General features: G+C 65.7%; 23 protein-coding genes and 2 tRNA genes. 13 read left to right on the top strand and 12 right to left on the bottom strand.

What is annotated here, in order from left to right; all coding sequences use genetic code 11:
- Window positions 1-49 precede the first annotated feature (49 nt).
- From lepA to pnuC, 6 genes are all read right to left on the bottom strand, one after another.
- Window positions 50-1,858 (bottom strand): translation elongation factor 4, encoded by a 1,809-nt coding sequence (gene lepA, locus ACT53M_RS11065; protein WP_476233370.1) that lies wholly within the window; start codon window positions 1,856-1,858, stop codon window positions 50-52.
- A gap of 62 nt (window positions 1,859-1,920) precedes the next feature.
- Window positions 1,921-2,787, bottom strand: coding sequence for a hypothetical protein (locus ACT53M_RS11060; protein ID WP_476233368.1), 867 nt, complete (start codon window positions 2,785-2,787; stop codon window positions 1,921-1,923).
- Window positions 2,788-2,834: 47 nt separating this feature from the next.
- A complete protein-coding gene (locus ACT53M_RS11055) occupies window positions 2,835-3,635 on the bottom strand; it encodes a CsgG/HfaB family protein (protein WP_476233367.1) in 801 nt (266 codons plus the stop codon).
- A gap of 298 nt (window positions 3,636-3,933) precedes the next feature.
- Window positions 3,934-6,273 (bottom strand): TonB-dependent receptor, encoded by a 2,340-nt coding sequence (locus tag ACT53M_RS11050; RefSeq protein WP_476233365.1) that lies wholly within the window; start codon window positions 6,271-6,273, stop codon window positions 3,934-3,936.
- Between the two features lie 230 nt (window positions 6,274-6,503).
- Window positions 6,504-7,031 carry an AAA family ATPase gene (locus ACT53M_RS11045; RefSeq protein WP_476228852.1) on the bottom strand — a complete coding sequence of 176 codons (528 nt, stop codon included), beginning with the start codon at window positions 7,029-7,031 and terminating at the stop codon, window positions 6,504-6,506.
- Entirely contained in the window at window positions 7,028-7,582 is a 555-nt protein-coding gene (pnuC, locus tag ACT53M_RS11040) for a nicotinamide riboside transporter PnuC (protein ID WP_476233364.1), read from the bottom strand. The genes ACT53M_RS11045 and pnuC overlap by 4 nt, the downstream gene beginning before the upstream one ends.
- Before the next feature lie 175 nt (window positions 7,583-7,757).
- Here pnuC and ACT53M_RS11035 point away from each other — a divergent pair.
- Window positions 7,758-7,834 (top strand) — tRNA-Pro (locus tag ACT53M_RS11035).
- A gap of 165 nt (window positions 7,835-7,999) precedes the next feature.
- Here the strand turns inward: ACT53M_RS11035 and ACT53M_RS11030 are convergent.
- Together ACT53M_RS11030 and folK are read right to left on the bottom strand one after the other, a co-directional pair.
- Window positions 8,000-8,075, bottom strand: a tRNA-Lys gene (locus ACT53M_RS11030).
- A gap of 12 nt (window positions 8,076-8,087) precedes the next feature.
- Window positions 8,088-8,564 (bottom strand): 2-amino-4-hydroxy-6-hydroxymethyldihydropteridine diphosphokinase, encoded by a 477-nt coding sequence (gene folK / locus ACT53M_RS11025; protein ID WP_476233363.1) that lies wholly within the window; start codon window positions 8,562-8,564, stop codon window positions 8,088-8,090.
- A gap of 23 nt (window positions 8,565-8,587) precedes the next feature.
- Here folK and ACT53M_RS11020 point away from each other — a divergent pair, with 23 nt between their 5' ends.
- Window positions 8,588-9,193: a uracil-DNA glycosylase gene (locus tag ACT53M_RS11020; protein WP_476233362.1), complete on the top strand. Its 606-nt coding sequence runs from the start codon at window positions 8,588-8,590 to the stop codon at window positions 9,191-9,193.
- Here the strand turns inward: ACT53M_RS11020 and ACT53M_RS11015 are convergent.
- From ACT53M_RS11015 to flgE, 3 genes are read right to left on the bottom strand one after another with little or no spacing between them, the layout of a single operon-like run.
- The gene (locus tag ACT53M_RS11015) at window positions 9,180-10,085 is read right to left on the bottom strand and encodes a flagellin (RefSeq protein ID WP_476233361.1); all 906 of its coding nucleotides are present in this window, start codon (window positions 10,083-10,085) and stop codon (window positions 9,180-9,182) included. The genes ACT53M_RS11020 and ACT53M_RS11015 overlap by 14 nt on opposite strands.
- A gap of 12 nt (window positions 10,086-10,097) precedes the next feature.
- Window positions 10,098-12,197 (bottom strand): FlgK family flagellar hook-associated protein, encoded by a 2,100-nt coding sequence (locus tag ACT53M_RS11010; RefSeq protein ID WP_476233360.1) that lies wholly within the window; start codon window positions 12,195-12,197, stop codon window positions 10,098-10,100.
- Window positions 12,198-12,222: 25 nt separating this feature from the next.
- On the bottom strand, window positions 12,223-13,524 hold the full coding sequence (gene flgE / locus ACT53M_RS11005) for a flagellar hook protein FlgE (RefSeq protein ID WP_476233359.1): 1,302 nt from the start codon (window positions 13,522-13,524) through the stop codon (window positions 12,223-12,225).
- Between the two features lie 202 nt (window positions 13,525-13,726).
- On the opposite strand from flgE, the gene ACT53M_RS11000 reads away from it, so the two are divergent.
- The 11 genes from ACT53M_RS11000 (at window position 13,727) to ACT53M_RS10950 (ending at window position 23,631) form a co-directional block, all read left to right on the top strand.
- Entirely contained in the window at window positions 13,727-14,122 is a 396-nt protein-coding gene (locus ACT53M_RS11000) for a flagellar biosynthesis repressor FlbT (protein WP_476233358.1), read from the top strand.
- A gap of 13 nt (window positions 14,123-14,135) precedes the next feature.
- The gene (gene fliI, locus ACT53M_RS10995) at window positions 14,136-15,494 is read left to right on the top strand and encodes a flagellar protein export ATPase FliI (RefSeq protein ID WP_476233357.1); all 1,359 of its coding nucleotides are present in this window, start codon (window positions 14,136-14,138) and stop codon (window positions 15,492-15,494) included.
- On the top strand, window positions 15,491-15,919 hold the full coding sequence (locus ACT53M_RS10990; RefSeq protein WP_476233356.1) for a hypothetical protein: 429 nt from the start codon (window positions 15,491-15,493) through the stop codon (window positions 15,917-15,919). Before fliI ends, ACT53M_RS10990 begins: the two co-directional genes overlap by 4 nt.
- Window positions 15,916-16,968: a peptidoglycan-binding protein gene (locus ACT53M_RS10985; protein WP_476233355.1), complete on the top strand. Its 1,053-nt coding sequence runs from the start codon at window positions 15,916-15,918 to the stop codon at window positions 16,966-16,968. Before ACT53M_RS10990 ends, ACT53M_RS10985 begins: the two co-directional genes overlap by 4 nt.
- A gap of 223 nt (window positions 16,969-17,191) precedes the next feature.
- Complete coding sequence (locus tag ACT53M_RS10980; protein ID WP_476228841.1) at window positions 17,192-18,244, top strand: sigma factor-like helix-turn-helix DNA-binding protein; 1,053 nt, start codon at window positions 17,192-17,194, stop codon at window positions 18,242-18,244.
- Window positions 18,245-18,300: 56 nt separating this feature from the next.
- Window positions 18,301-18,816, top strand: a complete 516-nt coding sequence (locus ACT53M_RS10975; protein WP_476233354.1) for a hypothetical protein — start codon at window positions 18,301-18,303, stop codon at window positions 18,814-18,816.
- 85 nt (window positions 18,817-18,901) lie between these two features.
- Window positions 18,902-19,996 (top strand): helix-turn-helix domain-containing protein, encoded by a 1,095-nt coding sequence (locus tag ACT53M_RS10970; protein WP_476233353.1) that lies wholly within the window; start codon window positions 18,902-18,904, stop codon window positions 19,994-19,996.
- Window positions 19,997-20,045: 49 nt separating this feature from the next.
- Window positions 20,046-20,711, top strand: a complete 666-nt coding sequence (locus tag ACT53M_RS10965) for a dTMP kinase (RefSeq protein WP_476233350.1) — start codon at window positions 20,046-20,048, stop codon at window positions 20,709-20,711.
- Between the two features lie 88 nt (window positions 20,712-20,799).
- Window positions 20,800-21,930: a fumarylacetoacetate hydrolase family protein gene (locus ACT53M_RS10960; protein ID WP_476233348.1), complete on the top strand. Its 1,131-nt coding sequence runs from the start codon at window positions 20,800-20,802 to the stop codon at window positions 21,928-21,930.
- An 8-nt stretch (window positions 21,931-21,938) separates the two neighbouring features.
- The gene (gene xylB, locus ACT53M_RS10955) at window positions 21,939-22,736 is read left to right on the top strand and encodes a D-xylose 1-dehydrogenase (RefSeq protein ID WP_476233346.1); all 798 of its coding nucleotides are present in this window, start codon (window positions 21,939-21,941) and stop codon (window positions 22,734-22,736) included.
- Window position 22,737: 1 nt separating this feature from the next.
- On the top strand, window positions 22,738-23,631 hold the full coding sequence (locus ACT53M_RS10950) for an SMP-30/gluconolactonase/LRE family protein (RefSeq protein ID WP_476233344.1): 894 nt from the start codon (window positions 22,738-22,740) through the stop codon (window positions 23,629-23,631).
- Between the two features lie 285 nt (window positions 23,632-23,916).
- Here the strand turns inward: ACT53M_RS10950 and ACT53M_RS10945 are convergent, their stop codons facing one another.
- Complete coding sequence (locus ACT53M_RS10945) at window positions 23,917-24,537, bottom strand: TetR/AcrR family transcriptional regulator (RefSeq protein ID WP_476233342.1); 621 nt, start codon at window positions 24,535-24,537, stop codon at window positions 23,917-23,919.
- Window positions 24,538-24,623 lie beyond the last annotated feature (86 nt).

Below are 24,623 nucleotides of genomic sequence, written 5' to 3'. Positions count from 1 at the left end.
CCGGTCGCGGTCCGCCGCGGCCGGGAGTTCTTTTTGGCACGGGCGCGGGTTATTCCTCGCCCATCCGCAGCGCGGCGATGAACGCCTCCTGCGGGATCTGCACGCTGCCATATTCGCGCATCCGCTTCTTGCCTTCCTTCTGCTTTTCCAGAAGCTTTCGCTTGCGGGTGGCGTCGCCGCCATAGCATTTGGCGGTCACGTCCTTGCGCAGCGCGGCGATCGTCTCGCGGGCGATCACCTTGCCGCCGATCGCCGCCTGGATCGGGATCTTGAACAGGTGGCGCGGGATCAGGTCTTTCAGCCGCTCGCACATTCCGCGGCCGCGGCTCTCGGCGGTCGAGCGGTGGACGATCATGCTCAGCGCATCGACCGGCTCGTTGTTGACGAGGATGCTCATCTTGACGAGGTCGCCGGCGCGGTGGCCGATCTGCTCATAATCGAAGCTGGCATAGCCGCGGCTGATCGACTTCAACCGATCGTAAAAGTCGAACACCACTTCGTTGAGCGGCAGTTCGTACGTCACCTGGGCACGGCCGCCGACGTAAGTCAGATTCTTCTGGATGCCGCGGCGGTCCTGGCAGAGCTTCAGGATCGGCCCCAGATATTCGTCGGGCACATAGATCACCGCCTGAATCCACGGCTCCTCGATCTCGTCGATGCGGTTGGGATCGGGCATGTCGGCGGGGTTGTGGAGCTCGATCTCCTTGCCCTCGGTCTCGCCGGCCGCCTTGGTGAGGCGCATCTTGTACACCACGCTGGGCGCAGTGGTGATGAGGTCGAGGTCGTACTCGCGCATCAGCCGCTCCTGGATGATCTCCAGGTGCAACAGGCCCAGGAAGCCGCAACGGAAGCCGAAGCCGAGCGCGGCCGAGGTTTCCATCTCGAAGCTGAACGAGGCGTCGTTCAGGCGCAGCTTCGAAATGCTTTCGCGCAGCTTTTCGAAGTCCGCGGCATCGACCGGGAACAGGCCGCAGAACACCACCGGCTGGACTTCCTTGAAGCCCGGCAGCGGCTCGGCGGCGGGCTTTTTGGCGTCGGTCAGCGTGTCGCCGACGCGGGCCTGCGCGACTTCCTTGATCTGCGCGGTGATGAAGCCGATCTCGCCGGGGCCGAGGTCGGGCAGTTGCTCGATCTTCGGGCGGAATGCGCCGACACGGTCGACCAGATGGGTCGTGCCGGTCTGCATGAACTTGACCTGCTGCCCCTTCTTGATCGTCCCGTCGATCACGCGAACAAGGATGACGACGCCCAGATACGGGTCGTACCAGCTGTCGACCAGCATCGCCTTCAGCGGCGCATCCGGATCGCCCTTGGGCGCGGGAATGCGCTCGACGATCGCGTCGAGGATCTCGTCGATGCCGATGCCGGTCTTAGCGCTTGCGAGCACCGCGTTCGAGGCGTCGAGGCCGATCACGTCCTCGATCTCGGTCTTCACCTTCTCCGGTTCAGCCGAAGGCAGGTCGATCTTGTTGATGACCGGGATGATCTCATGGTCGTGCTCGATCGACTGATACACGTTCGCCAGCGTCTGCGCTTCGACGCCCTGCGCGGCGTCGACCACCAGCAACGCGCCCTCGCAGGCGGCGAGGCTGCGGCTCACTTCATAGGCGAAGTCGACGTGGCCGGGCGTGTCCATCAGGTTCAGGACATGGCCCTTCCATTCCAGGCGCACGGTCTGCGCCTTGATGGTGATGCCGCGCTCCTTCTCGATATCCATGTTGTCGAGCACCTGCTCAGACATCTCGCGCTCGGCGAGACCGCCGGTGCGCTGGATCAGCCGGTCGGCGAGTGTTGACTTGCCATGGTCGATATGCGCGATGATCGAGAAATTGCGGATCTTGGTGATGTCAGTGGCCATGATCGGGCGGCGTTAGCAGGGGTGAGGCCGGGCCTCAACGCCCCTGCAGAATTCGCCTGAATTCAAGGCAGGTCCGCGCCATGCAGGCGGCGGCCATTGGCGGCGGGATCATCCGCCTCGATCACCGCAGCAACGCTGCCCGGGCCGATCTGCAACACGTCGCCGTCGCCATCCAGCTTTGCCGTCGCCGTTCCCTCCATAGCGGAAGTAACGCTGAATCGCAGCACATCACCACCCTGAGCCTGCACCTGCACGATTGTGCCAAGCTTCAGCAACGGCGCGCCATAGTTGAGGGTGATTTGTTTGCCATGCCCCCCGGTCACTTGCAGCGGCGTGAAATGAAAACAGACGAGACGCGCAACGGCGAATGCAACTTCGTGCTGCAGCAACGTGTACAGGGCCTGCCCGTCCATGCTGCCCGTCGCGCGAAATCCTTCCGTGCGGACGTCATAGCCCGTCTCAATCGCTTTGGTCAGCAATGCGCCGAAAATGATGCGCCCGGCACCGTCCCGCACGGTGACGTCCATATTGACCATCATGTGATTTGTGGCGTTCGCGGAACTGCCGTCCGGCGCAGTCGGCGCGGGACCGCCGCCGCCGCTTACGTCGGAAATACTGCCGGAGACGATATAGCGGCCGTTGCCGGTTCGCACGCTCATCCCGCCGGCAGACAGCGCCGCCTGCAGGCTGGTTCGCATCGAGGCGAAGTTGTCTACACAGTCCTTGACCCACCATGTCGCCCAGGATGAAGCACTGGCCGCGACATAGGGGGTTGCGAGCGTTGCAGAGCGCCCGGCCGATTCCTCAAAATAGCGGCACTGCTTCACGCTGGTGATGGTGCCAACCACCAGGCTGGGCCCGAGAGCCGGTGCGCGCGCCGGTACCGGACGCGCGGCTTTTCCGGATCCCGCCGCGACGATCAGCGCCACACCTGCGAAAGCGACCAGCGAGCCGCCTGCGCAAATGGTACGCGCGATCATCGTTTGCCCCGCCGCTTGAGCGTATCCAGCTCCGCCGGCGTCGAGGGACGCACGATCGAACCGATTGGCGGCGGGCTCGCAAAGGGGGTAATGGCGACTGCCTTCGAGATACGGCCGGTAACCGCCGTCACCTGCACGAAGCCGAGTTGCGTTTCATCATTGCCGATCTTTTCGCCCGTCGCCGGATCGATAATCGACTGCCCCTTCGAGAAGACCGTCATGACGGTGCCGGGCACAACCGACCCCTCGCCATAGTTCAGCACGACCGTACCGTCTCCCTGCACGGCTGCGATCTGGATCGGATAGATTGTCGTCACCAGCCCGGTGGCGACCCTGTCGGCCGCCGACCGGAACAGCGCCGCGCTGTCGATCGGTGCGCTGCCGTCGCAAACCGCAGCACCCTTCTGTTTTTCATCGACGCGCGTGACATATTTGACTTCGCCGGTATCGGCATTGGTGATCTTGATGTCGATGCCGAGCGTAACGATCACATTGGCGCACGATGCGTTGCCGCCATGCGAAGTCATGTTGGCGAGAAACGTCGAGCCGAAGTCGCTCTTCTTTGTCATCGAAAGCGTCGTGATCGAGCCATAGATCAGATAATCGACGCCTTCGAAGCCGCCGACCCGGCCCGGCTTGTCGGTTGTCACCTGACGCCCCTTGGCACGCGCCTGTTCGGTCTCAAGCTTGCCAAGCCGCTCACGCTCAATCACGCGGAACTTGCTGGTATTGGTGATCGCGGTTTCCAGCATCCGCGAGAAAGTATCCGACTGGCCGGTACGGGCCACGTCATCCATCTGATAAATCGCCACAATCGGCTTTCCGGACTGCGCATTCGCGGTATTTGCAGCCAAAGCGAAAGATGCTGCGACAAGCGCCAACGGAAAATGATTCATCAATCCCCCCTTTAAGGCCGAATCGACCTTTATTCACCTGAACAATATTACAGAACCCATCATGGAAGGAATAGGCGGATCGATTGCATCGCAACAACATCAGATCGAATTCTCGTCGACGATTGTCACATTTTCTTCATAGAAAAAGGCCCGGCGGATCGCTCCACCGGGCCCTTCATCGTCATCGTTTCAGCCGCTATCAGCGGAACTTGCCGCTCAGCGACACACCGAACACCCGCGGCTCGTTGAGAACGGCGGCGCGATAATTCTCGATCACGCCCTTCAGGTTCTTCTCGCCGGTGATGTTGCGGACGAAGGCCGCGATTTCCCAGTTGTTGCTGGGCGCCGTGTAGCCGATCTTCAGGCCGCCTTCGAAGTTGCCGTTCGCGGTGAACTCCTTCGTCTTGTACAGCACGAAGTTGGTGTAGCCCTGCACGTTCCAGTCGGTCTGGATGAACAGCTTGCCGCCAATGTCCATCGGGATGTCATAGCGCGCATTGACGTTCAGGTTGTACTCGGGCGCGTTCGGCAGCGGGTTGCCGTCGATCTTCGCAAGGAAGGCCGGGGCACCGAACAGCGTGATCTGGCGATACGGGTTCAGCACGGTGCAGGTAAGCTGACCGGCGAAGGAGCAGGTCTGCACTTCGACATTCTTGTCGTCGATCTCGCTGTGCAGCCAGCTCGCACCCGCCTGGATCGACAGGTTGCGCACCGGATGCCAGTCGATATCGGCTTCCACGCCGTAAGCCTTGGCCTTGTTGGCGTTGAGCAGCACGCCGTTGCCGTTGGCGTCGTTGCCATTCAGCTGGATGTTGTCGAGCGTGTAGTAGAAACCGGTCAGGTTGAAGCGCAGCGTGTTGGCGAGCTGAGTCTTCACACCCGCTTCCCACGACAGGATCGTTTCCGAATTGGCGGTGGTGAAGTCCGAGTTGAACACCGCCGAGCGGCCCTGAATGGTCGGGCCACGGAAGCCCTTGGCGACGCGGGCATAGACGCTCACGTCCGGGTTCACTTCATAGCGTGCGCTCAGATCCCAGCTCGGCTGCGTATCCGACAGGCGGACGTGGCGGCGGCCCGGATAGGTGACGTTGCCGGCCACGCCGTCTGCGGTCTTCAGCAGATCGGTGGTCTTGGTATCCTGAGTCACGCGGCCGCCGGCGGTCAGCGTCAGCTTCGGCGTGACCGCATAGCTGACCTGGCCGAACACCGCCCAGCTGATGTTGAGATTGTGCAGCCGCACCCAGTTGTTGGGGTTGTTGGCATTGCTGTTGTTCAGCTTGGGCGTCGTGTCCGTCGCCGTCATGAAATAGCGGCGCTGGTAGAAATCGGTGATGTCGCGCGAGTCGAAATAGAGCGCACCGACCTGCCACTTCAGCGGGCCTTCGCCATTGCTGGCAGCGCGCACTTCCTGCGACCACTGGTCGAGCCCGCGCACGCGGCCCATCGATTCGCCATAGCCGGCATTGCCGAAATCGGCGGCCGCGCCGCCATCGGTATCGCCGCGGCTAAAGCCCGACAGCGTCTCATAGCCGGTGATCGAGGTGAGCGTGACGCCGCCCAGCTCCCAGTTCACATGCACCGATCCGCCGGCGGTGTTGTAGCTCTGCGGATTGTTCGCGCCTTCGTCCCAGCGCGCGCTGGTGAACTGCACGCCGGTGATCTGGTTCGAGCCCAGGTTCAGCGCGCCGCGACGGAACACGGTGGCAGTGCCGTCGTACCAGCGCGCATGGGTGGAGGCGAGGATCGACAGGTTGTCGGCCGGCGTCGCGAGCAGCTGCACGCGCACGTCGCGCTCGTTGAAGCCGCCGGCTGCCTTCTTCTTCGGCGCCACGGTGCCGTCGAAGCTCGGCCCCGAATAGGTGTTGTCGATATAATCGTCGCGGTGCTGCCACAGGCCGGAGATGCGGAAGGCCAGCTTGTCCTTGATGATCGGACCGCCGACGCCGGCATCGAGGTTCACGCTGTTATAGCTGCCATAGCTGGCGGTGGCGCGACCTTCATAGTCCTGGGTCGGGCGGATCGTGTCGAACTTGATGATGCCGGCCGTGGTGTTGCGGCCGAACAGCGAGCCCTGCGGACCGCGCAGCACCTCGATCTGGTTCACGTCGAACACCGGGTTCGACTTGAGCACGACATGCTCGAGCACGATGTCGTCATGGATGATCGACACCGGCTGCGACGCGCCGAGGTAGAAGTCGACGTTGCCCAGGCCGCGAATGTAGAAGCGCGGGAAGATGCGGCCGGTCGAGGATTCGACATAGAGGCCGGGCACCTTGCCCGACAGCGCGAGCAGCGTGTCGTCGCCGCCAGCGGTATAGTCGCGCGCCTGCGCAGCCGGCAGCACGGCGACCGACAGCGGCACGTTCTGCTGGTTTTCCGGACGGCGCTCGGCCGTCACGACCACTTCCTGCAGGCCTTCATCGGCAGTCGCGGCGGGCTGCGCCGGCTGGGTCTGGGCAAAGGCAGTGGTGGAGGCGAAGAGCGCGCCAAGGGCGGCGCCGATCATCAGGCTGCGCTTGTCGCGCGCGAAGTCGAGCATGAATTTTCCCCGATTGGACATTCGTGTTTATATGTGCACGGCACGACGCAACCGACCGCTGGAAAGTCCAGCAATCGCAATTGCTTGATGTTTGTTAACCCCGTGCCGTCGGCCGCGCGTTAGGCCCCGATTGTGAACATGTTGTGACAAAATTGCAGCGGCTTGCCGCATTGCAACAGGAGGCGGCCAAGACGTTGTATTTGGGCAACAGATGCGCGGCTGAGCGCCTTTCAGGCAAGCTCGACGCGCGCCGCCTCGATTGCCGCTACGGCCTGTGCGAACCGCGCATCGCCCTCGCCCTGCACCAGCGCCCAGCGCACGCCGCGGCGGTCCAATTCGGCGCGCGACAGGTCGAAAAAGCGCTGGCGCTGCTCGGCCGTGCCGAACATCCGCGTGCCATCCGCCACCCAGGGCAGATCGACATCGAACAACAGGTAGAAATCCGCCAGCCCGTCCCAGCGGTCGAACCAGGGATCGCGCTCGCCGAACAGCATTTCGGCCCACACCGCCGTCATCAGCGGGTCGGTATCGAGGATCAGCGGATCGGCCCCCGCCGCCAGCATCATCCGCGTGCCGGCATCATGCGTCTTGGCGATTTCAATCAGGTCGCGCATCGTAAAGGCAATGCCGCGCGCCTCGGCATATTCGCGGCCATATTCGTCGAGCACCTCGCCGCCGAAATGCGCCGCCAGCCGCGCCGCCAGCGTCGTCTTCCCCGTGCTTTCCGGGCCGTGCAGGCAGATCGTTCGGGGGCTCATGTCCGTGCTCGCATCCAGTCGATCAACCCCCAAACCGAAAGCAGCAGGAAAATGCAATAGAGGCCCGAAGTAAGCCACAAACCCTTGATGAGGAAAAGCGGAATCGCGGCAAGGTCCACGGCGATCCACAACCACCAGCATTCGACGAAACGACGCGACTGCAATAGTTGCGCGGCAACGCTCATCACGGCGATGCTGCCGTCCCACCAGGGCGCCGCCGCATCGGTAAAGCGGTGCATCAGCGCGCCCCAGGCCAGCGCCGCCACCAGACATGCCGCCAGCCAGCCAAGCCGCGCACGTTTGCCCAGCCGCTCCACTGCCACCTCGCCCACGGCCGCCTTGGTCCGGCCCCAGTTCCACCAGCCATAGCAATTGACCGCGAAATAGAAGGGCTGGAGCAGCGCGTCGCTGTACAGCTTCTGCGAAAAGAAGATCCAGGCGTAGAGCGACACCATCGCCAGCGCGAAGGGGTAGTTCCACAGGCTGCGGCGCACGACGAGCGTGACGTTGATCAATCCCAGCAGGGTCGCGACGGTTTCGAGCGGGCTCACCCGGCCCACCTAGCATTCCCCTTACCGGCGGGTCGAGCGGCCGCGTTCCGGCAGCGCGCACAAAATGCCATGCAAGGCTGCACAGGGCGCTTGACGCCCCCCGAACCCACCCTTATAGGCGCGCCTCCAAGCTCAAGCCGGTCTGCTCCCGAAAGCATGTTGGACCGGACTCCGTCGGGGAGTAGCTCAGCCTGGTAGAGCACTGTCTTCGGGAGGCAGGGGCCGGAGGTTCGAATCCTCTCTCCCCGACCATCTTCTTGAAATCGCCGGAAATAATGAACGCGAATGAGGCACGCCGCCGCTTGGCGCCGTAGCCGCCAAGCTGTGGCCAGCCCCGGATAAGGTCGGCAGACATGAAAGCCAGGCAATCGAGAGGCACAGTTCGGGCGGGAAAGCAGCGTATTTCGGGCTGCTCGGTGGTGGGTCCGCCGGGATTCGAACCCGGGACCTCTCGATTAAAAGTCGCTTGCTCTACCGACTGAGCTACGGACCCACGCCGCGCCACCTAGGGAAGTGGGCGGGCGCGGTCAACTGCGTGCAACAACTGGGCGATCCGCCGACCGCTCACAGGGTCGCGCCAGTCGGGCGCCACCGCCGCCAGCGGTGCCAGTACGAAACGGCGCTCGCGGAAGCGCGTATGCGGCACGGTCAGGCCCGGGCTGCTCCAGCAGCCGCCTGACCACAGGATGATGTCGAGATCGATCACGCGCGCGCTCCAGGGCTGGCCGCGGCGGCGGCCAAAGCTGCGCTCGATGGCCTTGAGCCGGCGGAGCAGCACATCCGGCGCGTCGTCGCTCGCCACCAGCGCTACTGCATTGGCAAACCGCCGGCGCGAAGGGCCGATGGGGGCGGTGCGGAGGATCGGCGAACAGGCGATGACCCCGCCGATATTGGCGAGCGCGGCGGCGAGTTCACGCTCGGGCGCGCCGTGGCGACCGCGACGATTCGAACCCAGGGCGATTGCATAGCTTGAACTGGCCACAGCGCGGGGCCTATCGCGGCACCATGTCTGCGCCAAGCCCCCTGCCCGATCGCGATTGCCCGCTCTGTCCCCGTCTGGTGGCGCTGCGCACGGCATTGCGGGAGGAGCAGCCCGAATGGTGGAACGCGCCGGTGCCGTCGCTCGGCGATACGAACGCGCCAATTGCCATTGTCGGGCTCGCACCGGGGCGCACCGGCGCCAACCGCACCGGCCGCGCCTTTACCGGCGATGGATCAGGCGACCTGTTGTTTCAGGTGCTGACGGAACTGGGTTTGGCCGAAGCCGGCGAGCCGCGCGGCGTGCTGATTCTGAATGCGGTGCGGTGCCTGCCGCCGGAAAACCGGCCCGCCCCCGCGGAAATCCATGCCTGCCGTCCGTTTCTGGAGGCCGAGCTGCGCGCGCCGGTGGTGGTGGCGCTGGGCGAGATTGCGCACCAGTCGGCGGTGAAGGCGATGGGCGGCAAGCTGCCCAAGCTGCGCTTCGCCCACGGCGCCGAACATCGCCTGCCCAAGGGGCAGTGGCTGATCGATAGCTATCACTGCTCGCGCTACAACCAGAATGCCGGCCGTATCACCGCCGCGATGCTGCTCGCCGTGATCGAGCGGGCCGTTGCGCTTAGAGATATTTGACGAGGCTGAGGCTGGAGAGCTGCGAGAAGACCGAATAGCTCGCCTCGAGCACGGTTTTTTGCTGGGCAAGATCGACGGCGACCTGCCCCAGATCGGCATCCTCGTTATTCTGGATCACGCCCTGAAGCAGGATCGCGCGATCCTCGCCCCGGCTCGACAGATCGTCGACCTGGTTCTGCTTGCGACCGTTGTCGGCGTTGACGGCACGCAGGCTGCCCAGCCCGGTGTCGATCTGGCTAACGGCCTGCTGCAACGATGCCTTTTGCGCGTCGGTCAGGGTCGCGCCGATGCTGCCGGCCTGGGCGAGCGTCTGGAACGCCTGATAAAGCCCCTGGCCGATCGAACTGGCGTTGACGCCATAGGTAACATCCACCCCATCCGACACGCGCGCGCTGGCAAGTACATTGTCGTCGTGGAAAGCGGCGCTGGCGGGGACGGTGGCGGCATCGGCCAGCGTCGCGACCGAGAAGGGCGACTGGGTGGTCTGCGATCCGCCGAACAGCGGCGTGCCGCCCTCGGTGGCGTTGAGCGAGGCGCGCATCTGCTGGAACGAGCTTTCCACGGCTTCCTGCAAGCCCGCCGACTGGCCGGTGCCGATCGCGGTCATGATCTGCTGCCGCAGATCCTCCACCGAGGTCTGGATGCCCTGAATATGGCCCTGATACAGCGACATGGTGGTGCTAACGCGCTTGGCCACGGTCGACTGCGCCTGTTGCTGCGCCAGCAGGCTGTGCGCCGAAAGGTTACGCACCGTTTCTGTGCCCAGCGAGGCGAAATCGGCGGCCTTCTTGCCGGTGGACAGCCGCGTCTGGCTGACGGCGAGCTTCTCCTGCGCGGTCTGGATGGCATCGGCCATAGTGCGCTGAAGCGGAATCGTGGCGACGCGAGACATGGTGCTGTTCCCTTACCGAACCATCTGGATGAGCGTGTCGTACATCTGGCTGGCGGTGCTCATCACCCGCGCCGCTGCCGAATAGCTGTTCTGCAGCACCACCATCTGCGACAGCTCCTCGTCGATATTGACGCCCGAATAACTGTCGCGGCGGTTCACCGCATCGGCCTTGCGGGCATTGGCGTCGTCGAGGCTGCTCTTTGCCTGACTGGCCTGAAGGCCCGCGCTGCCCAGCAATTTGGAGGAAAATCGCCCGACCGAGACGACGCCGTCCTTGCCCAGATCCAGCGTGCCCGCCAGCTTGTCGACAAAGGCAGTGGCCCCGCGCGTATCGCCCGCACCCAGCGCCTTGGTGTTGACCGCAGCGCTGGTGTTGAGCTGCGCCAGCGGCAGTATGGTGGGATCGGCGATGATGTCGGTGCGAACCGTCGCACTGGCGAGGCCGCTGTTGAGGCCGCTCAGCCCCATCAGCGCGCTGAAGCTGCGCCCGCTGCCATAGCGATCGGTTGAATCCGAAGGTACCGACAGCACCGCCCCGGACACCGACGTGGCCGGATCGAACCGCATCCGCCCGCGATTGTCGAGCGAGAAGGTGCCGAAATTGCCGAGCGGGCTGCCCTGCAACTGGGTCACCAGATCGCCCATCGTGCCGCCGCTCGTCGGCTGCAGCGTATAGCTGGTCAGCGCCAGGCCAGAGGCATCGCGCAGCACGATCTGCGCCGACTGACCGGTGGTGAAGCCATGCTTGTCGCTGGCGACGAAGCCGCTCGGCACCAGTGTGCTGCTGTCGCTGCGCACCAGATCGTTGAGCCCGAAATATTGCGCCACGCCCACCCCGGCGCGGCTGCTGGCATCGCCCGGCGTCTGCGCCACGGCTACGCCGTTGCCGCTGGCGGCAGCGCTGATGCTGAGCACGCCGTTGGTGAAACTGGCCGTGCCCGCTCCGCCCAGCCCTGTGTTGATTGCGCTCACCATGTCGTTGACGGTCGCGGCAGGGCCGAGCGCGTCGAAATCGACATTGGTGCTGGCGACCAGCGTGCCGTCCGCCTTGGTGACGGCAAAGGTCGCGGCCCCGGTGAAGCCCAGCCGGTCCGTCCCCACCAGTCCCGATTGGCGCCCGGTCAGCGTCTGCGGCGGCGGCACCGTGGTGCCGGCATTGGAAACCGAATTCAGCGCCTCCGAAAGGCCGCTGAACAGCACGCCCATCTGTTCGGAAAAGGCGGGCAGCGAGCGATCGCGCAAGTCGAGCAGCCCGCCCAGCTTGCCGCCGACCGCCGAGGAATCGATCTTCTCGCCGGTCGCAGCCCCCACCGACCCGTCGCTATTGGCGAAACGGATGCTGATGTCGGGATAGCTGAGCTGCGACGTGCCGGTGTTGTTGTTGGGATAATCGAGCTGGCGCAATCGGTTGTCGAGCAGCATCGCGCCCGAGGCGGTTTCGATCGTCACGCGCCCATCCGCCTGGTCGCGCACGTTGACGGAGATCAGGCCGCTCAGTTCCTCGATCGCGTTCATGCGCTGGTCGGCGGCGCCGCCCGCGCTGCGGCCCAGCCCCTTGGCCTGCGCCATGGTGCCGTTCAGATTATTGATCTGCTGGAGCAGCGTGTTGATCCGGTCGATCGAATAGCCGACTTCGGATTCGACATCGGCGCGCAGGCCGTCGACGTCGCGCGTCGTCTGCTGCATCGACGACAGTGCATCCTGCACATTGGCGGTGAACACCGCGACCGTCTGTGCAGATTGTTGCGATCCGGTCATCGCCACCGCGGATGCGCTGATTGCGTCCAGCCGCGCCGGCAGGCCCGACGATGCGCCCGGCTGGCCGAGCAGCGCCTGTAACCGGTCCAGATAGCTGGAATTGACATCGGCACGGCCATAGTCGCCGGCACGGCGATAGACGGTCGCTTCCAGGAAGCGGTCTGCAACCCGCTCCGGCTCGCCCACGGTTACGCCGCTGATCTGGCCCGACACCACCGAGGTGGCAACCGGCACCCGCTCGCGCGCATAGCCGGTGACCCCGACATTGGCGATGTTGTTGGATACGGCACGGAGTCCGGCCTGGGCTGCTGCCAGGCCGGAAGCCGCGCTTCCCAATATGTCGCTCAGCGCCATTGCAGTGGTCCCCCGGCGTCAGTCGTCAGCGCTTCAGATCGCTGACTTCGCGCAGCATGTCGTCCACCGTCGTGATGATCTTGGACGACGCGCTGTAGGCGCGCTGGAAGCGGATCATGTTGGTGAACTCGCCCGCCAGATCGACGGTCGAGGCCTCCAGCGTGTTCGCGGAGAGCGAGCCCGCCCCGAGCTGGCCCGGCGCGTTCATCGTCATCGAACCCGACTGGCGATTCGCCGAATAGGCATTGCCCGATGCGCGGGTAAGCCCGTTCGGATTGGGGAAGGTCGCAATCGGAAGCTGGAACACCTTGCGCGTCGAACCATCGTCGAAGATGGCGCTGACCACGCCTTCCTTTGACACTTCGACCGACGCGATATTGCCGAGGATGCCGCCGTCCGAACCACCCGAAATCAGCGAAGAAGGCTGGCCGAAAGCCGTCAGGCCGTTGATGCCGCCATCGTCGCCCAGATTCATCGTGATCGGCACCGAAGTGGCGCCGTTGGTGTAGCCGATGCTCAGCGGGCTGAACAATGCAGCGGTCGAGCCAGCCTTGTTCAGGCTGCCGTCGCCGTTGAACAGCACGGTGCCGCTGCTGACGACGCCGCCGGTGGCGGTAACGTCGCTGGCCGGAGACACATAGTTCTCGACCTTCCAGCTGTTCGCCCCGGTCTTCAGGAACGCCATGTTGAGCTGGTGGCTGCCGCCCTGCGAGTCATAGACGGTGAACGAGCGCGAGAAGGTCGGCGTCACCGCACCCGACGCCATGTTCCCGGCCGTATAGGTGCCGGTATAGGTCGCCGCATCCGACTGCAGGTTGATGCGCGCCGAAATCTTGGTGGTCGGCGCGGCCGTGCCGACCAGATCGCTCAGCCGCACCGGCTGCAGCGCCGAAAGGCTGCCCGTATTGGTGTAATTGCCGGTCGCGTCCAGGTGCCAGCCATACAGGTACAGGCCGGACGAATTGCGCATATAGCCTTCCTCGTCCGGCTTGAACGAGCCGGCGCGGGTATAGGCGACGGGGTCCGAGGCGGTGAGGCCGGTGCGGGTGATGAAGAAGCCCTGCCCGTCGATGGCGAGGTCGGTGCTGCTGCCCGATGCCTGGAGCAGGCCCTGCTTCGACACGCCGGAGACCGGCGTCGCGGCAACGCCGCCCGCCGAATAGTCGCTCGTCGCGCGCCCGTCGGTCACGAGCGTGCGGAACTGGGCTTCGACACCCTTGTAGGCGACCGTGTTGATATTGGTGATGTTGTCGGCGACCGTGGCCATGGCGCTGGACTGGGCGCTTAGCCCGGAGACGCCTGCATAGAGAGCGGAATAGAGGCCCAAAGCTTACACTCCTAGGAATGCCCGCGGACAGAACGCAGGCCACGCCTCCATTGTAGGATTGCGGCACGACCGACCCAAAAGCGGGTGCGGAATTTCCTAACGAAAAGTGCGAGGCGGCAAAATTTGCCGGGTGATCGCGCGCTGCCCGGCAAATTACTCCTATAATGCGAGCAAGCTCCTGCTTCTGTGAAAGGCACGTCCCATGCTCCGCATCACGCTTCGCGACGGCGAAAAGGCGATCGTCAACGGCGCGGTGCTGCGCGCTGTCGGCCGCACCCAGATCGCCGTGGAAAACAAGGTAGCCATCCTGCGCGGCCGCGAGGTCATGCGCCCCGAAGAGGCGACCACGCCTGCCCGCCAGCTCTATTTCGCCGCGATGCTCGCCTATATCGACCCCGCCGGCCGCGAGGGCCATCATGAGGCAGTGGTCCAGTTGCTGGGCGCCGTGCTCGCCGGATCGACCGCGCAGCAGACGCGCGAGATCTGCATCCGCTTCGCCCACGACATCGCCCAGAGCGACTATTACAAGGCGCTTGCCGCCGCGCGCGAACTGATCGCGATCGAAGGCGAAGCCCAGCCCGAGCACCAGGCCGCCTGAGGAAGGAACGGCGATGCAAACGCTCGCCAGCGCCGCACGCGCGATCCGCGACATGGTCCCCGACCGCCGCTTCGGCCGTGTCGTCGCGGTGCGCGGCGCGCTGATCGAAGTTGAGGGCCTGAGCGGCGTCGCCCAGATCGGCAGCCGCGTCATCATTCAATCGCCGACCGGCCAGGTCGAAGCCGAAGTCACGGCGCTCGATCGCGGCGTGTCGCTGTGCCTGCCGTTCGTCGATCCGCAGGGCGTCGGCCTCGGTGCGCAGGCGGAACTGGTCGCCGGCCAGTTCAGCGTACGCCCCTCCGCCGCCTGGCTGGGCCGGATGATCGACGGCCTCGGCCGCCCGGTCGACGGGCTCGGCCCGCTGGCGCGCGGCGCCGATCCGCAGCCGATCAAGGCCCCGCCCCCCGCAGCCGCCGGCCGCGCCCGCGTGGCCGAGCGCATTGAAACCGGCGTGCGTACGCTCGACTTGTTCGTGCCACTGTGCCGTGGCCAGCGACTGGGCCTGTTCGCCGGTTCGGGCGTCGGCAAATCGGTGCTGCTGTCGATGCTCGCCCGCTGGACGCAGTGCGACGTGGCGGTGATCGGGCTGATCGGCGAACGCGGCCGCGAAGTGCAGGAATTTATCGAGGACGATCTGGGCAAGGAGGGCATGGCGCGATCGGTGGTGGTCGTCGCCACTTCGGACGAGCCGGCGCTGATGCGCCGCCAGGCCGCATGGACCACGCTGGCGGTTGCCGAACATTTCCGCGATCAGGGCATGAACGTGCTGTGCCTGATGGACTCGGTCACCCGCTTCGCGATGGCGCAGCGCGAGATCGGCCTTGCCTCGGGCGAGCCGCCGGCTACCAAGGGCTATACCCCGACGGTCTTTGCCGAGCTGCCCCGGCTGCTCGAACGCGCCGGCCCCGGCGCGCCGGGTGCAGGCATGATCACCGGGCTGTTCACGGTGCTGGTCGATGGCGACGACCATAACGAGCCGGTCGCCGACGCAGTGCGCGGCATTCTCGACGGCCATGTCGTGATGCGCCGCGCGATTGCCGAGCGCGGCCGCTATCCGGCGATCGACATCCTCAAATCGGTGTCGCGCACCCTGCCCCACTGCCAGTCGGACGAGGAGAATGCGACCCGGCTCGCCGCCCGCAAGCTGCTCTCCACCTTCGCCGATATGGAAGAAATGGTGCGGCTGGGCGCCTATAAGGCCGGCTCCTCGCCCGAAGTGGACCGCGCCGTGGCGCTGGCACCCCAGATCGAGGCGCTGCTCAACCAGGGCAAGAACGATCAGGGCCATGTCGACACCGCTTTCGCGGCGCTCGCGGCTATCCTTGCCGGCGGTGAGGACGGCGTCGCCGACATGACCAGGGTCGCCGCATGACCCCCTATGACACCGCCCTGCGCGTGCAGCGGCGCGAAGTCGATGCCGTCAAGGTATCGATCAGCGTCGAAGTGGAACGCATCACCACAATCGAGGCCGTCACGTCGGCGCACGAGGCACGGCTGCGCGACGAGCGCGCGCTGGCGCCCTCCTTGCCGATTGCGGCCGACGCCTGGGTGGCGCGGATGAAAGACGAGCGGCGCCGGCTCGACGAGGCGGCCGCCCAGGCACAGGCGCGGCTGAACCAATTGCGCGCCCGCGCGGTCGAGGCCTATGGCACGATGCGCGCCATCGAAGGCGCCGCCGAACGCTATCAGGACGAAGCCGATCGTGTGGTCGAGGCCGCCGAACAGGCCGCAATCGATGACATTGCCGCCGCGCGCTTCCTCGCACTGCGGGCACGTGCCCGACGGAGGCTGGCATGATCGGCCGGACCGAAATGGCGCAACTGACGCCGGCGCAGCGCGCACAGGTAATCTACGCCCAGGCGCAGTCGCAGCTGTCCAACCGGCTGTGGCGTGCCGCGCTGGGCGAAGGCGAGCATGACGACAACAAGAATGCCTCGCCGCTGAACGGTGCAGGCATGTCGATGGATTCGCTGCTCGAGCTGATGGGCAATCAGGCGCCGGCTGCCGCCGCCACTGGTTGCTCGTGCCATTGCGCCTGCAACTGCCATGTGGCGGGCACATCCAATGGCGGGGCGGTGCTGCCCCCCTCCACCGGCGGTCTTTCGGAACAGGGCGGGTTCGGCGCGGCACGGCCGTCGGCGGACCCCCAGCAGTCGCTGCCGTCGGCGCGCGACCAGGGAGGGGCGCCATCCGGCGGCGGCGCGCTCGCGCTCGGCAATAACGGGCGCTACGGCCAGTTGCTCGCCGCCGCCGAAGCGCGGTCCGGCGTGCCGGCACCCGCGCTTGCCGCGATCGTCGATGCAGAAGCCGCCAAGACGCATGACGGCAGCTGGAATCCCCTGTCCCGCAATCCGCGATCGAGCGCCGCGGGGCTGGGCCAGTTCCTCAGCAGCACCTGGCAGGATCTCGCCCGTACGCCGGGCACCTGGCTGAACAGCGTGGCGCGCCAGCATGGCTGGGTGGATGCCAAGGGCGCCATCGATCCCGCCCATCGCGGCGAATTGCTGGCGATGCGCTACGATCCTGAAGCCTCGATCCTGTCGGTCGGCGACATGGCCAAGAACAATCTGGCGCGGCTGCAGCAATCGGGCCTGAACGTGCACGCCGATTCCGAAACGCTCGCCAAGGCGGCCTATCTCAGCCACCATCTCGGCGTGGGGGATGCCCGCAAGTTCCTGGCCGGCGCCATCGATGCCGGCCGCGCCCGCACCCTTCTGGCGGCACAGATCGGCAGTTCGGCTGCCGAGGCCCGCATCGCCAGCGCGGGCGATCCGGTGCGCGCGCACCGGCAATGGCTGCTCAGCTTCATCGAACGCCGCATCCAGCCGGAAAAATTTTCCTCCTAAAAATTTTCCTGAATTTATTTTCGCGGTCTCGACATCACGCCTAATGCCGCATTAACCATATAATTTCATGTGCTTAGGGCTAGCACGCTAGTGGATTATACCTATAATTCCCGGGTTTAACCTATAGGATCAATTAGCACTCCTTTAAGGTATTCCGGCCAAATCTTCCCTTGTCGACGGCGCCAAAACAGCGGGCGCCAGGACGCACCAGGGGAAGTTGAACATGTCGAAAATCACGATCGCTCTCGAGGCTGCAGTCGCAACCGTCATCGAGAATACGCCGAAGGACGCCAAGCAGACCGCCCGCCAGCGCGCAGAAGTCGATCGCGCCTTCGCCCGGATCCTGAAGCTCATTGCCCCCCGCATCCGCCACTTCATCCGCCAATATGGCCTGACCAGCCACTGGGACGATGCCGAACAGTGCTGCGCGATCGCCGTCCACCGCGCCATCCAGGCCTATGAGCCGGAAAAGGCCCAGTTCACCACCTTCGTCAACTGGCAGATCCGCGGCGAGCTGCAGAGCCTGCGCTTCCGCCTGATGACCGACCAGCGCCCCTCGGCCAAGAAGGTCGAAGCGACCACCGTTTCGCTCAGCGCCCTCACCACCTCGTCGGATGGCGACGAACTCTCGCCCGAGGCGCTGATCGAGGATGAAGACGCGCTGGCCCGCACCGAAAGCGCCGCTTCGGACTATCTTGCCGATGGCGCGATCCAGTCGCTGATCGAAGCCTATGTCGATCACCTCCGCAAGGTGGGTATCGAGCAGCTCCGTCGCCGCCCGCGTCCGAAGCGGGAAGAAGCAGCGCTGCGCCGCGAAGGGCCGCGCCTGCGCACCGCAACCCATGGCATCGACCCGGCCGAGCTGGAAAAGCTGGAAGCCAAGCTGGAGCGCGACCGCGAAATCGTTGCCCGCCGCGTGTTCCAGACCGCCACGCTCGACGACCTTTCGCTCGAAACCGGCGTGACCAAGGAGCGCGTCCGCCAGATCACCAAGCGCGCCGCCAAGGCCATTGCCGAAATCGCCGCCGCCGACCCGCGCTTCGCCGTGATGTCGGAATATGGCAAGGCCGCCGTCGCCAAGCGTCGCCCGGCACCTGCCAGCCGCCCGGCCACGCCGATCATCCCGGACGCCAGCCAGCCGCACAACCGCCTTGCCAGCGTCCGCGCCATCGATCCGGCGAGCATCGAAGTCGGCGTTGCCAAGCCGAACGTCGAAACGGTCGAGGCGGTGCTCCTGCCTACCCCCGCCGCGCCGAGCAGCGCCGCCCTGCACTGATCCGTCGGGAGCAGAATGCTCCTATAATGAACTGATCCTTCGCAGCGGAGCGCCCCATGAGCAGCGATTCCATTATGGTTGTACCCGCCGGCCAGCCGCCCGCGCTGCCGCGCCCGAACCGCAAACTGACCGAACTAGCGCAAGAAATGGCGCGCTGCGCCGTGCCGCTGCTGCCGGTGGGCGCACAGCTGATCCTGGGCGTCGAGCAGCATCTGAACGGCCGCCTGCGCATGCAATGGTGGCGGGGCGATGATTTTCGCCTGGTCGCCGAAATCGACGCGGCGCCGGAAGGCTTCTGCCCGGAAGACAGCGACGAAGGCGCGATGCAGGACGCCGCGGCCGCGCTGCTGACCTATCTTGCCGGCCGTTGGCCCTCGACTCCCCGCCGCCTCGGCGTGATCACCGACGGGACTGGCGTGGCCTTCTCTCCCGAACATCCCGCCACTGCCGAAAATGGCTGGTTGATGCAGCATGCCGCGGGCAGCAGCCGCCTGACGACGATTGTGCCGCTCAACCCCGAGGGCCCGTGCGCACTGTGGTCGTGTCCGGAACGGATGCATTCTTTCCATTAAAATGACCGCGTTTACCTTGTATTATCCAAAATATACTTCAAACTAGTCCCGAACCGCGCTCCTATGCGCGAAACGGGACGGATGAATGCAGGGTATGGGGCAGGAACTGCGGCACCGCGCTGGGGGCGGCGAGGTGCGGATCGATCTCAACCGGGCGGTCGTTTTTCCGAATCGACTGCGCGAACAGCGCCGGCAGCGGGGCTATCCCAAGCTGTTGCGGCTCGCTTCTGCGATTCCGGAAATTCCCTATATCCGCCTGTCGAAGATCGAGCGGGGCGAGGTCTTCGCCCGTGCCGACGAACTGCGCCGCATTGCGAAGGCGCTGGGTATTGCGCCGGTCGACCTGCTGCTCGATTGCGAAGCGGGCTTCGATCTCGACCAATGGGCCCAGCCCTTCCGTGACACCACTGCGCCAGACCTGCCGGAAGAGCGATTTGCGGTGCTGCTGGCCGCAGCGGTGCGCGCGCGCCGCGCCGGGGATTCGACGCTGACCATCGCTGTCATCGAGCGCGACTACGGCCTGCCGCCGGTCAACCTCTCGCGCGTCGAAAATGCGCAGAAGACCTTTCCGCGCTGGAATGCCACCACCCAGGCCGCGTTGTTCGTGCTGTTCGGCGTCGCCGACGAAGTCGAATTGCGCGCACTGATCGAGCTGCGCTTTGCGGCCGGCGAGCTGGACAGCTTTCTCGCCATCGTTACCGATATCGAAGGCCGCATGGCACGCACCCGCGCCCGCATTGCCGAGCTCGCGGCAGAGCTGGGCCAGGCACCCGCCGCGCCGCTGCCGGTCGCGACCCCCTCGGCCAGCGCGCCCACCGTACGGCTGGTGCCGGTGCATGGTGCACCGCTGCGTCAGGGGCTGATCGCCGACACGCCCACCGGCGAGCGGGCGGAAGCCCCCGGTGTCGCAGGCCCGCGCGCCTTCGGCCTCAAGGTCGGCCGGGCGACGCTCGGCGCGGGCCTGCCGGGCACCGCAACCGTCATTGTCGACCCGGACCGCCAGCCCCAGCCCGGCGGCATCGCCGCGCTGCGCGAGGAAGAAGGCTGGCGCCTGCTATCGGTCGGCAGCGACCGTTCCGGCCGCACGATCGGCTATAGCGTCAATCCCGAACTGGAAATCGCCCTCGACGATTGCGATCCGACAGCGCTGGCAGCCGTGGTGGCGGCGCTGTTCGTCTGAACGATTCCAGCCCGCGTGACTCCGTCACCCATCCTGCTAAGGCGGCGTCATGGGTGATCTGATCGCGATCGAGGGCGCCGATGGCGTCGGCAAGAACACGGCGGCGCGCGGGCTGTGCGATGCACTGAACGCGGCCGGGCGCAGCGCCACCATCATCGGCTTCCCGCGCTATGGGGAAACTGTGGCGGCCGTCACCATCGGCGAGATGCTGGCGGGCAAGCTCGCCGTGCCCGTATCGCCGCGCGCGGCCGCGGTGCTCTATGCGCTCGACCGGCTCGAATGGCGGGAGACGCTGGTGGCGGCGCTCGCATCGCACGAAGTGGTGGTCCTCGACCGCTACGTCGCCTCGAACATGGCCTATCAGGGCGCCAAGCTGGGCGGCGACGAAGGCCGGGCGCTGATGGACTGGATACTCGCGCTGGAAATCGGGCAATTCGCCCTGCCCCGCCCGCGCCTGTCCTTCTACCTCGACACGCCCTGGGATCTGGCCCGCGAACTGATCCTGCAAAAGGCGCAGCGCAGCTACACCGATCGCAGCTTCGACGAATATGAGGCCGACATCGCGCTGCAGCAGCGCGTACGCGGCAATTACGAAGCGATCGTCGCGGCCGATCTGCTCGGCCCATGGCGGATCGTTCGTGCCAGTGAAGGCGGTGCGATGCGGCCGCGCGAAGCAATTGTCGGGGAAATTCTGGGTCATATCGACAAGGCGTAGAAGGTGTGCCGCGCGGCGCTTGACAGCCCCGCTGGCCAGCCGCATTGGTAGCGCTATCACAATCATAAACTGGACAAGGCGAGAGGTCTTGGAAGCACTGCCCGAATTACTGCCTGCAGATCATGCGCAGGCCATTCTGGTCGGCCGCGTGGCAACCCCCGCAGGCCCCAGCCCCGTGATCGTTCGCGCCGGCCAGGTGATCGACGTGTCGGCCAGCGCGCCGACCGTCGCCGACCTGCTGGAACGCGACGACATCGCAACGGTCGACGGCCCGGTGCTGTGCAGCGTCGATGCGCTGGGCACCGAGACTGCGCCGCCCTTGCTCGCCCCCATCGACCTGCAATGCGTCAAGGCGTGCGGCGTAACCTTCGCCGTGTCAGCGCTCGAGCGGGTGATCGAGGAGCGCGCGCGCGGCGATTCGACCAAGGCCGCAGAAATCCGCAGCGATCTGGAAGCGAAGGTCGGCTCGGGCATCCGTTCGGTCGTGCCGGGCACTGCCGAAGCCGCCAGCCTGAAGGCGGCGCTGATCGATGCCGGCATGTGGTCGCAATATCTGGAAGTCGCTATCGGCCCCGATGCCGAGGTGTTCACCAAGGCGCCGGTGCTTTCCTCGGTCGGCTGGGGTGCCGAAATCGGCATCCGTTCGGACAGCGACTGGAACAATCCCGAACCCGAAATCGTGCTGGTGGTCGATCGCAACGGCACCATCCGCGGCGCGACTCTGGGCAACGACGTCAATCTGCGCGACTTCGAGGGCCGCAGCGCGCTGCTGCTCGGCAAGGCGAAGGACAACAACGCCTCCACGGCGATCGGCCCGTTCATCCGGCTGTTCGACGACCATTTCACCATGGACGATGTGCGCGGCGCGGTGGTCGATCTCACCATCGACGGGCCGGAAGGCTATCGCCTGTCGGGCACCAACAAGATGAGTGAGATCAGCCGCGACCCGACCGACCTGGTCCGCCAGGCGCTGAGCGAGCATCAATATCCCGATGGCTTCGCGCTGTTCCTCGGCACGCTGTTCGCGCCGGTGCAGGATCGCGACCATCCCGGCCGCGGCTTCACCCACAAGGTCGGCGACGTCGTCCGCATCTCTACGCCGAAGCTCGGCGCGCTCGTCAATCGCGTCACCACGTCCAAGGCCGCCGCGCCCTGGGCGTTAGGCATCCGTGATCTGATGCGCAACCTCGCCGCGCGCGGCCTTCTCTCGAACGCATAAGGGTCTTCATGTCGCAAGCCGATCCCCAGCACGCTCCGCTCGCGCGCGAGCTGCGTGCGGTCTATCCCAGCCTGAAGGGCAAGCGCGTTCTTATCACCGGCGGCGGCTCGGGGATTGGCGCGGGGCTGGTCGAAGGGTTCGTCCACCAGGGCGCGGACGTGACCTTCTTCGACATCGCCGAAGAAGATTCGCATGCGCTGGTCGCCAGCCTCGCCGATGCGCCGATCGCGCCGCGCTTTCACAAGGTGGACCTGACCGACATCGCCGCCGCCCAGGCGCAGGTGCAGGCACTGATCGACGCCGAAGGCAGCTTCGACGTGCTGGTCAACAATGCCGCCAATGACGACCGCCACACGATCGAGCAGGTGACGCCCGACTATTGGGACAACCGCATGAACGTGAACCTGCGCCACCTGTTCTTCATGGCGCAGGCGGTGATCCCCGGCATGAAGGCCAGGGGCGCGGGCGTGATCATCAATCTCGGCTCGATCTCGTGGCACCTCGCGCTCGAGGAACTGACGCTCTATCAAACCGCCAAGGCGGCGATCGAAGGGCTCACCCGCAGCTTCGCGCGCGAGCTTGGCCCCGACGGCATCCGTTCGGTCTGCATCGTGCCCGGCAATGTGCGCACCCCGCGCCAGCTGAAATGGTACACGCCCGAAGGCGAAGCCGAGATCGTCGCCGCGCAGTGCCTGAAGGGCCGGCTGGTTCCCGACGACATCGCCGCGATGGCGCTGTTCCTTGCATCGGACGATGCCCGGCTGGTAACGGGGCACGAATTTTTCGTCGACGCAGGCTGGAGATAAGATGACCGACAAGGTGGTGGTTTCGGCGCCGGAGAGCGTGTGGGGTCTTGCGGCACCGCTTCTCGAAGGCCCTGTATGGGTGGAACGCGACGCCGCCCTGTGGTTCGTCGACATCAAGAGCCACAAGATCCACCGCTATGACCCCGCCACCGGCGAAAAGAAGAGCTGGGACGCACCCGCACAGGTGGGCTTTGCGCTGCCCTGCGCCAGCGGCGGCTTTATCGCCGGCCTGCAGACCGGCCTTGCCCGGTTCGATCCGGCCGATGGCAGCTTCGTGCCCCTGGTCGATCCCGAACCCGGCCTGCCCGGCAACCGGCTGAACGACGGCACCGTCGATCCCGATGGCCGGCTGTGGTTCGGCACGATGGACGATGGCGAAAGCGCCGCCACCGGCACCATCTATCGCCTCGCCTCCGACGGCACCTGCGTCGCGACCTGCCCGCAAGTGGCGATCACCAACGGCCCCGCCGTCTCGCCCGACGGCAAGACGCTCTACCATGTCGATACGCTCGGCCAGATCGTCTATGCCTGCGACATCGCCGAGGACGGCACGCTGGCGAACCGCCGCGAATTCGTGCGGCTGGGCGAAGGCGAAGGATTTCCGGACGGCCCCTGCGTCGACAGCGAAGGCTATGTCTGGGTCAGCCTTTATGCCGGCAGCGCGGTGCGCCGCTATTCGCCGGCCGGCGAACTGGTCGAGATCGTCGAGTTCCAGGTCGATGCGATCACCAAGATCGCATTCGGTGGCCCCGACCTGAAGACGGTGTTCGCCACCACCGCGAACAAGCATCTCTCGGCCGAGGAAAAGGCCGCCCGCCCGTCCTCGGGCGATCTGTTCAGCTTCCGCGTGACGGTGGCAGGGCAGCCGACCGCGATGATCCGGGTCGGGGCGTAGGCCACCTCCCTCTTCCCCCCTCCCTGAAAGGGAGGGGCCGGGGGTGGGTGCGCGCGTCTGCGCGCTCCTGAGAAGCTAGTCCTCGTCCACAGTCGGCTCCCGCCGCCTAACGGCGGCGGACCCACCCCTAACCCCTCCCTTTCAGGGAGGGGAAAGCAGAGGAACGGGTAGCAACAATCCCCACCCTGCCCGCATCCCACGCACATGCGCCAAGAGCATGGATGGCGTGGAAATCCCGCAGCGTGTGTCGAATCGCAACTTCGACAACCTCGGTATCTCAATACCCTACTGATACATCGCCCGCGTCAGCCCGGCGATGCCGCCGCGTGCCCGCTCCCAGCCGGCTTCGTTGCTCAGGTCCAGCCCCAGGAACCGGCCGCTCGCCGCGCCGGACAGCACCAGTTGCTGGACTGCCGCGATCAGCAGCGCGTTGAGCATCGGCGCGTCGATCCCCGCCGGGCGCTGCAGCGTGCCGCGTTCGCGGGCGATCCAGCCACTCAGCGCCTTGCCGCGCGCGTCGGCAAAGGCCGTAGCAAGCGCCGAGGGCGCCGACAATTCCCACGCCAGGATCTTCTGCGCCAGCGGGTCGCTGCGCAGCGCGTCGAGCAATGCCACCGCCACATTCCCCATCAGCTCGGCATAGCTGGCGGGCGGCGCGACATGGTCGGGCCGCGCGAGGGCGGTTTCCATCCACGCCGACACATCCTCGGCGATCGCTTGGGTGAGGCCATCCATCCCGCCGAAATAACGGTAGATGAGTTGCTTGTCGTACCCCGCCGCCCGGGCGATGGCGTTGACGCCCCACTCCGCGAAGCCTTTCTCCGCCAGCAGCGCCTTGGCCGCCGCCAGGATCGTCGCCCGCGTGTTCGCCGCATTGCGCGGCCGCTTCGCCGAAGCCTCGTCCATCGCCTTGTCGTCTCCCCCGATGATGACGCGACGTTAACTATCACTGGGGAGTGACTCAGGGCATCTAAGGGGTGGCACGGAGGGCG

The sequence above is a fragment of the Sphingomonas sp. DMC6 genome (assembly GCF_056314225.1).
This window is presented reverse-complemented; position numbering and strand designations above follow the sequence as displayed.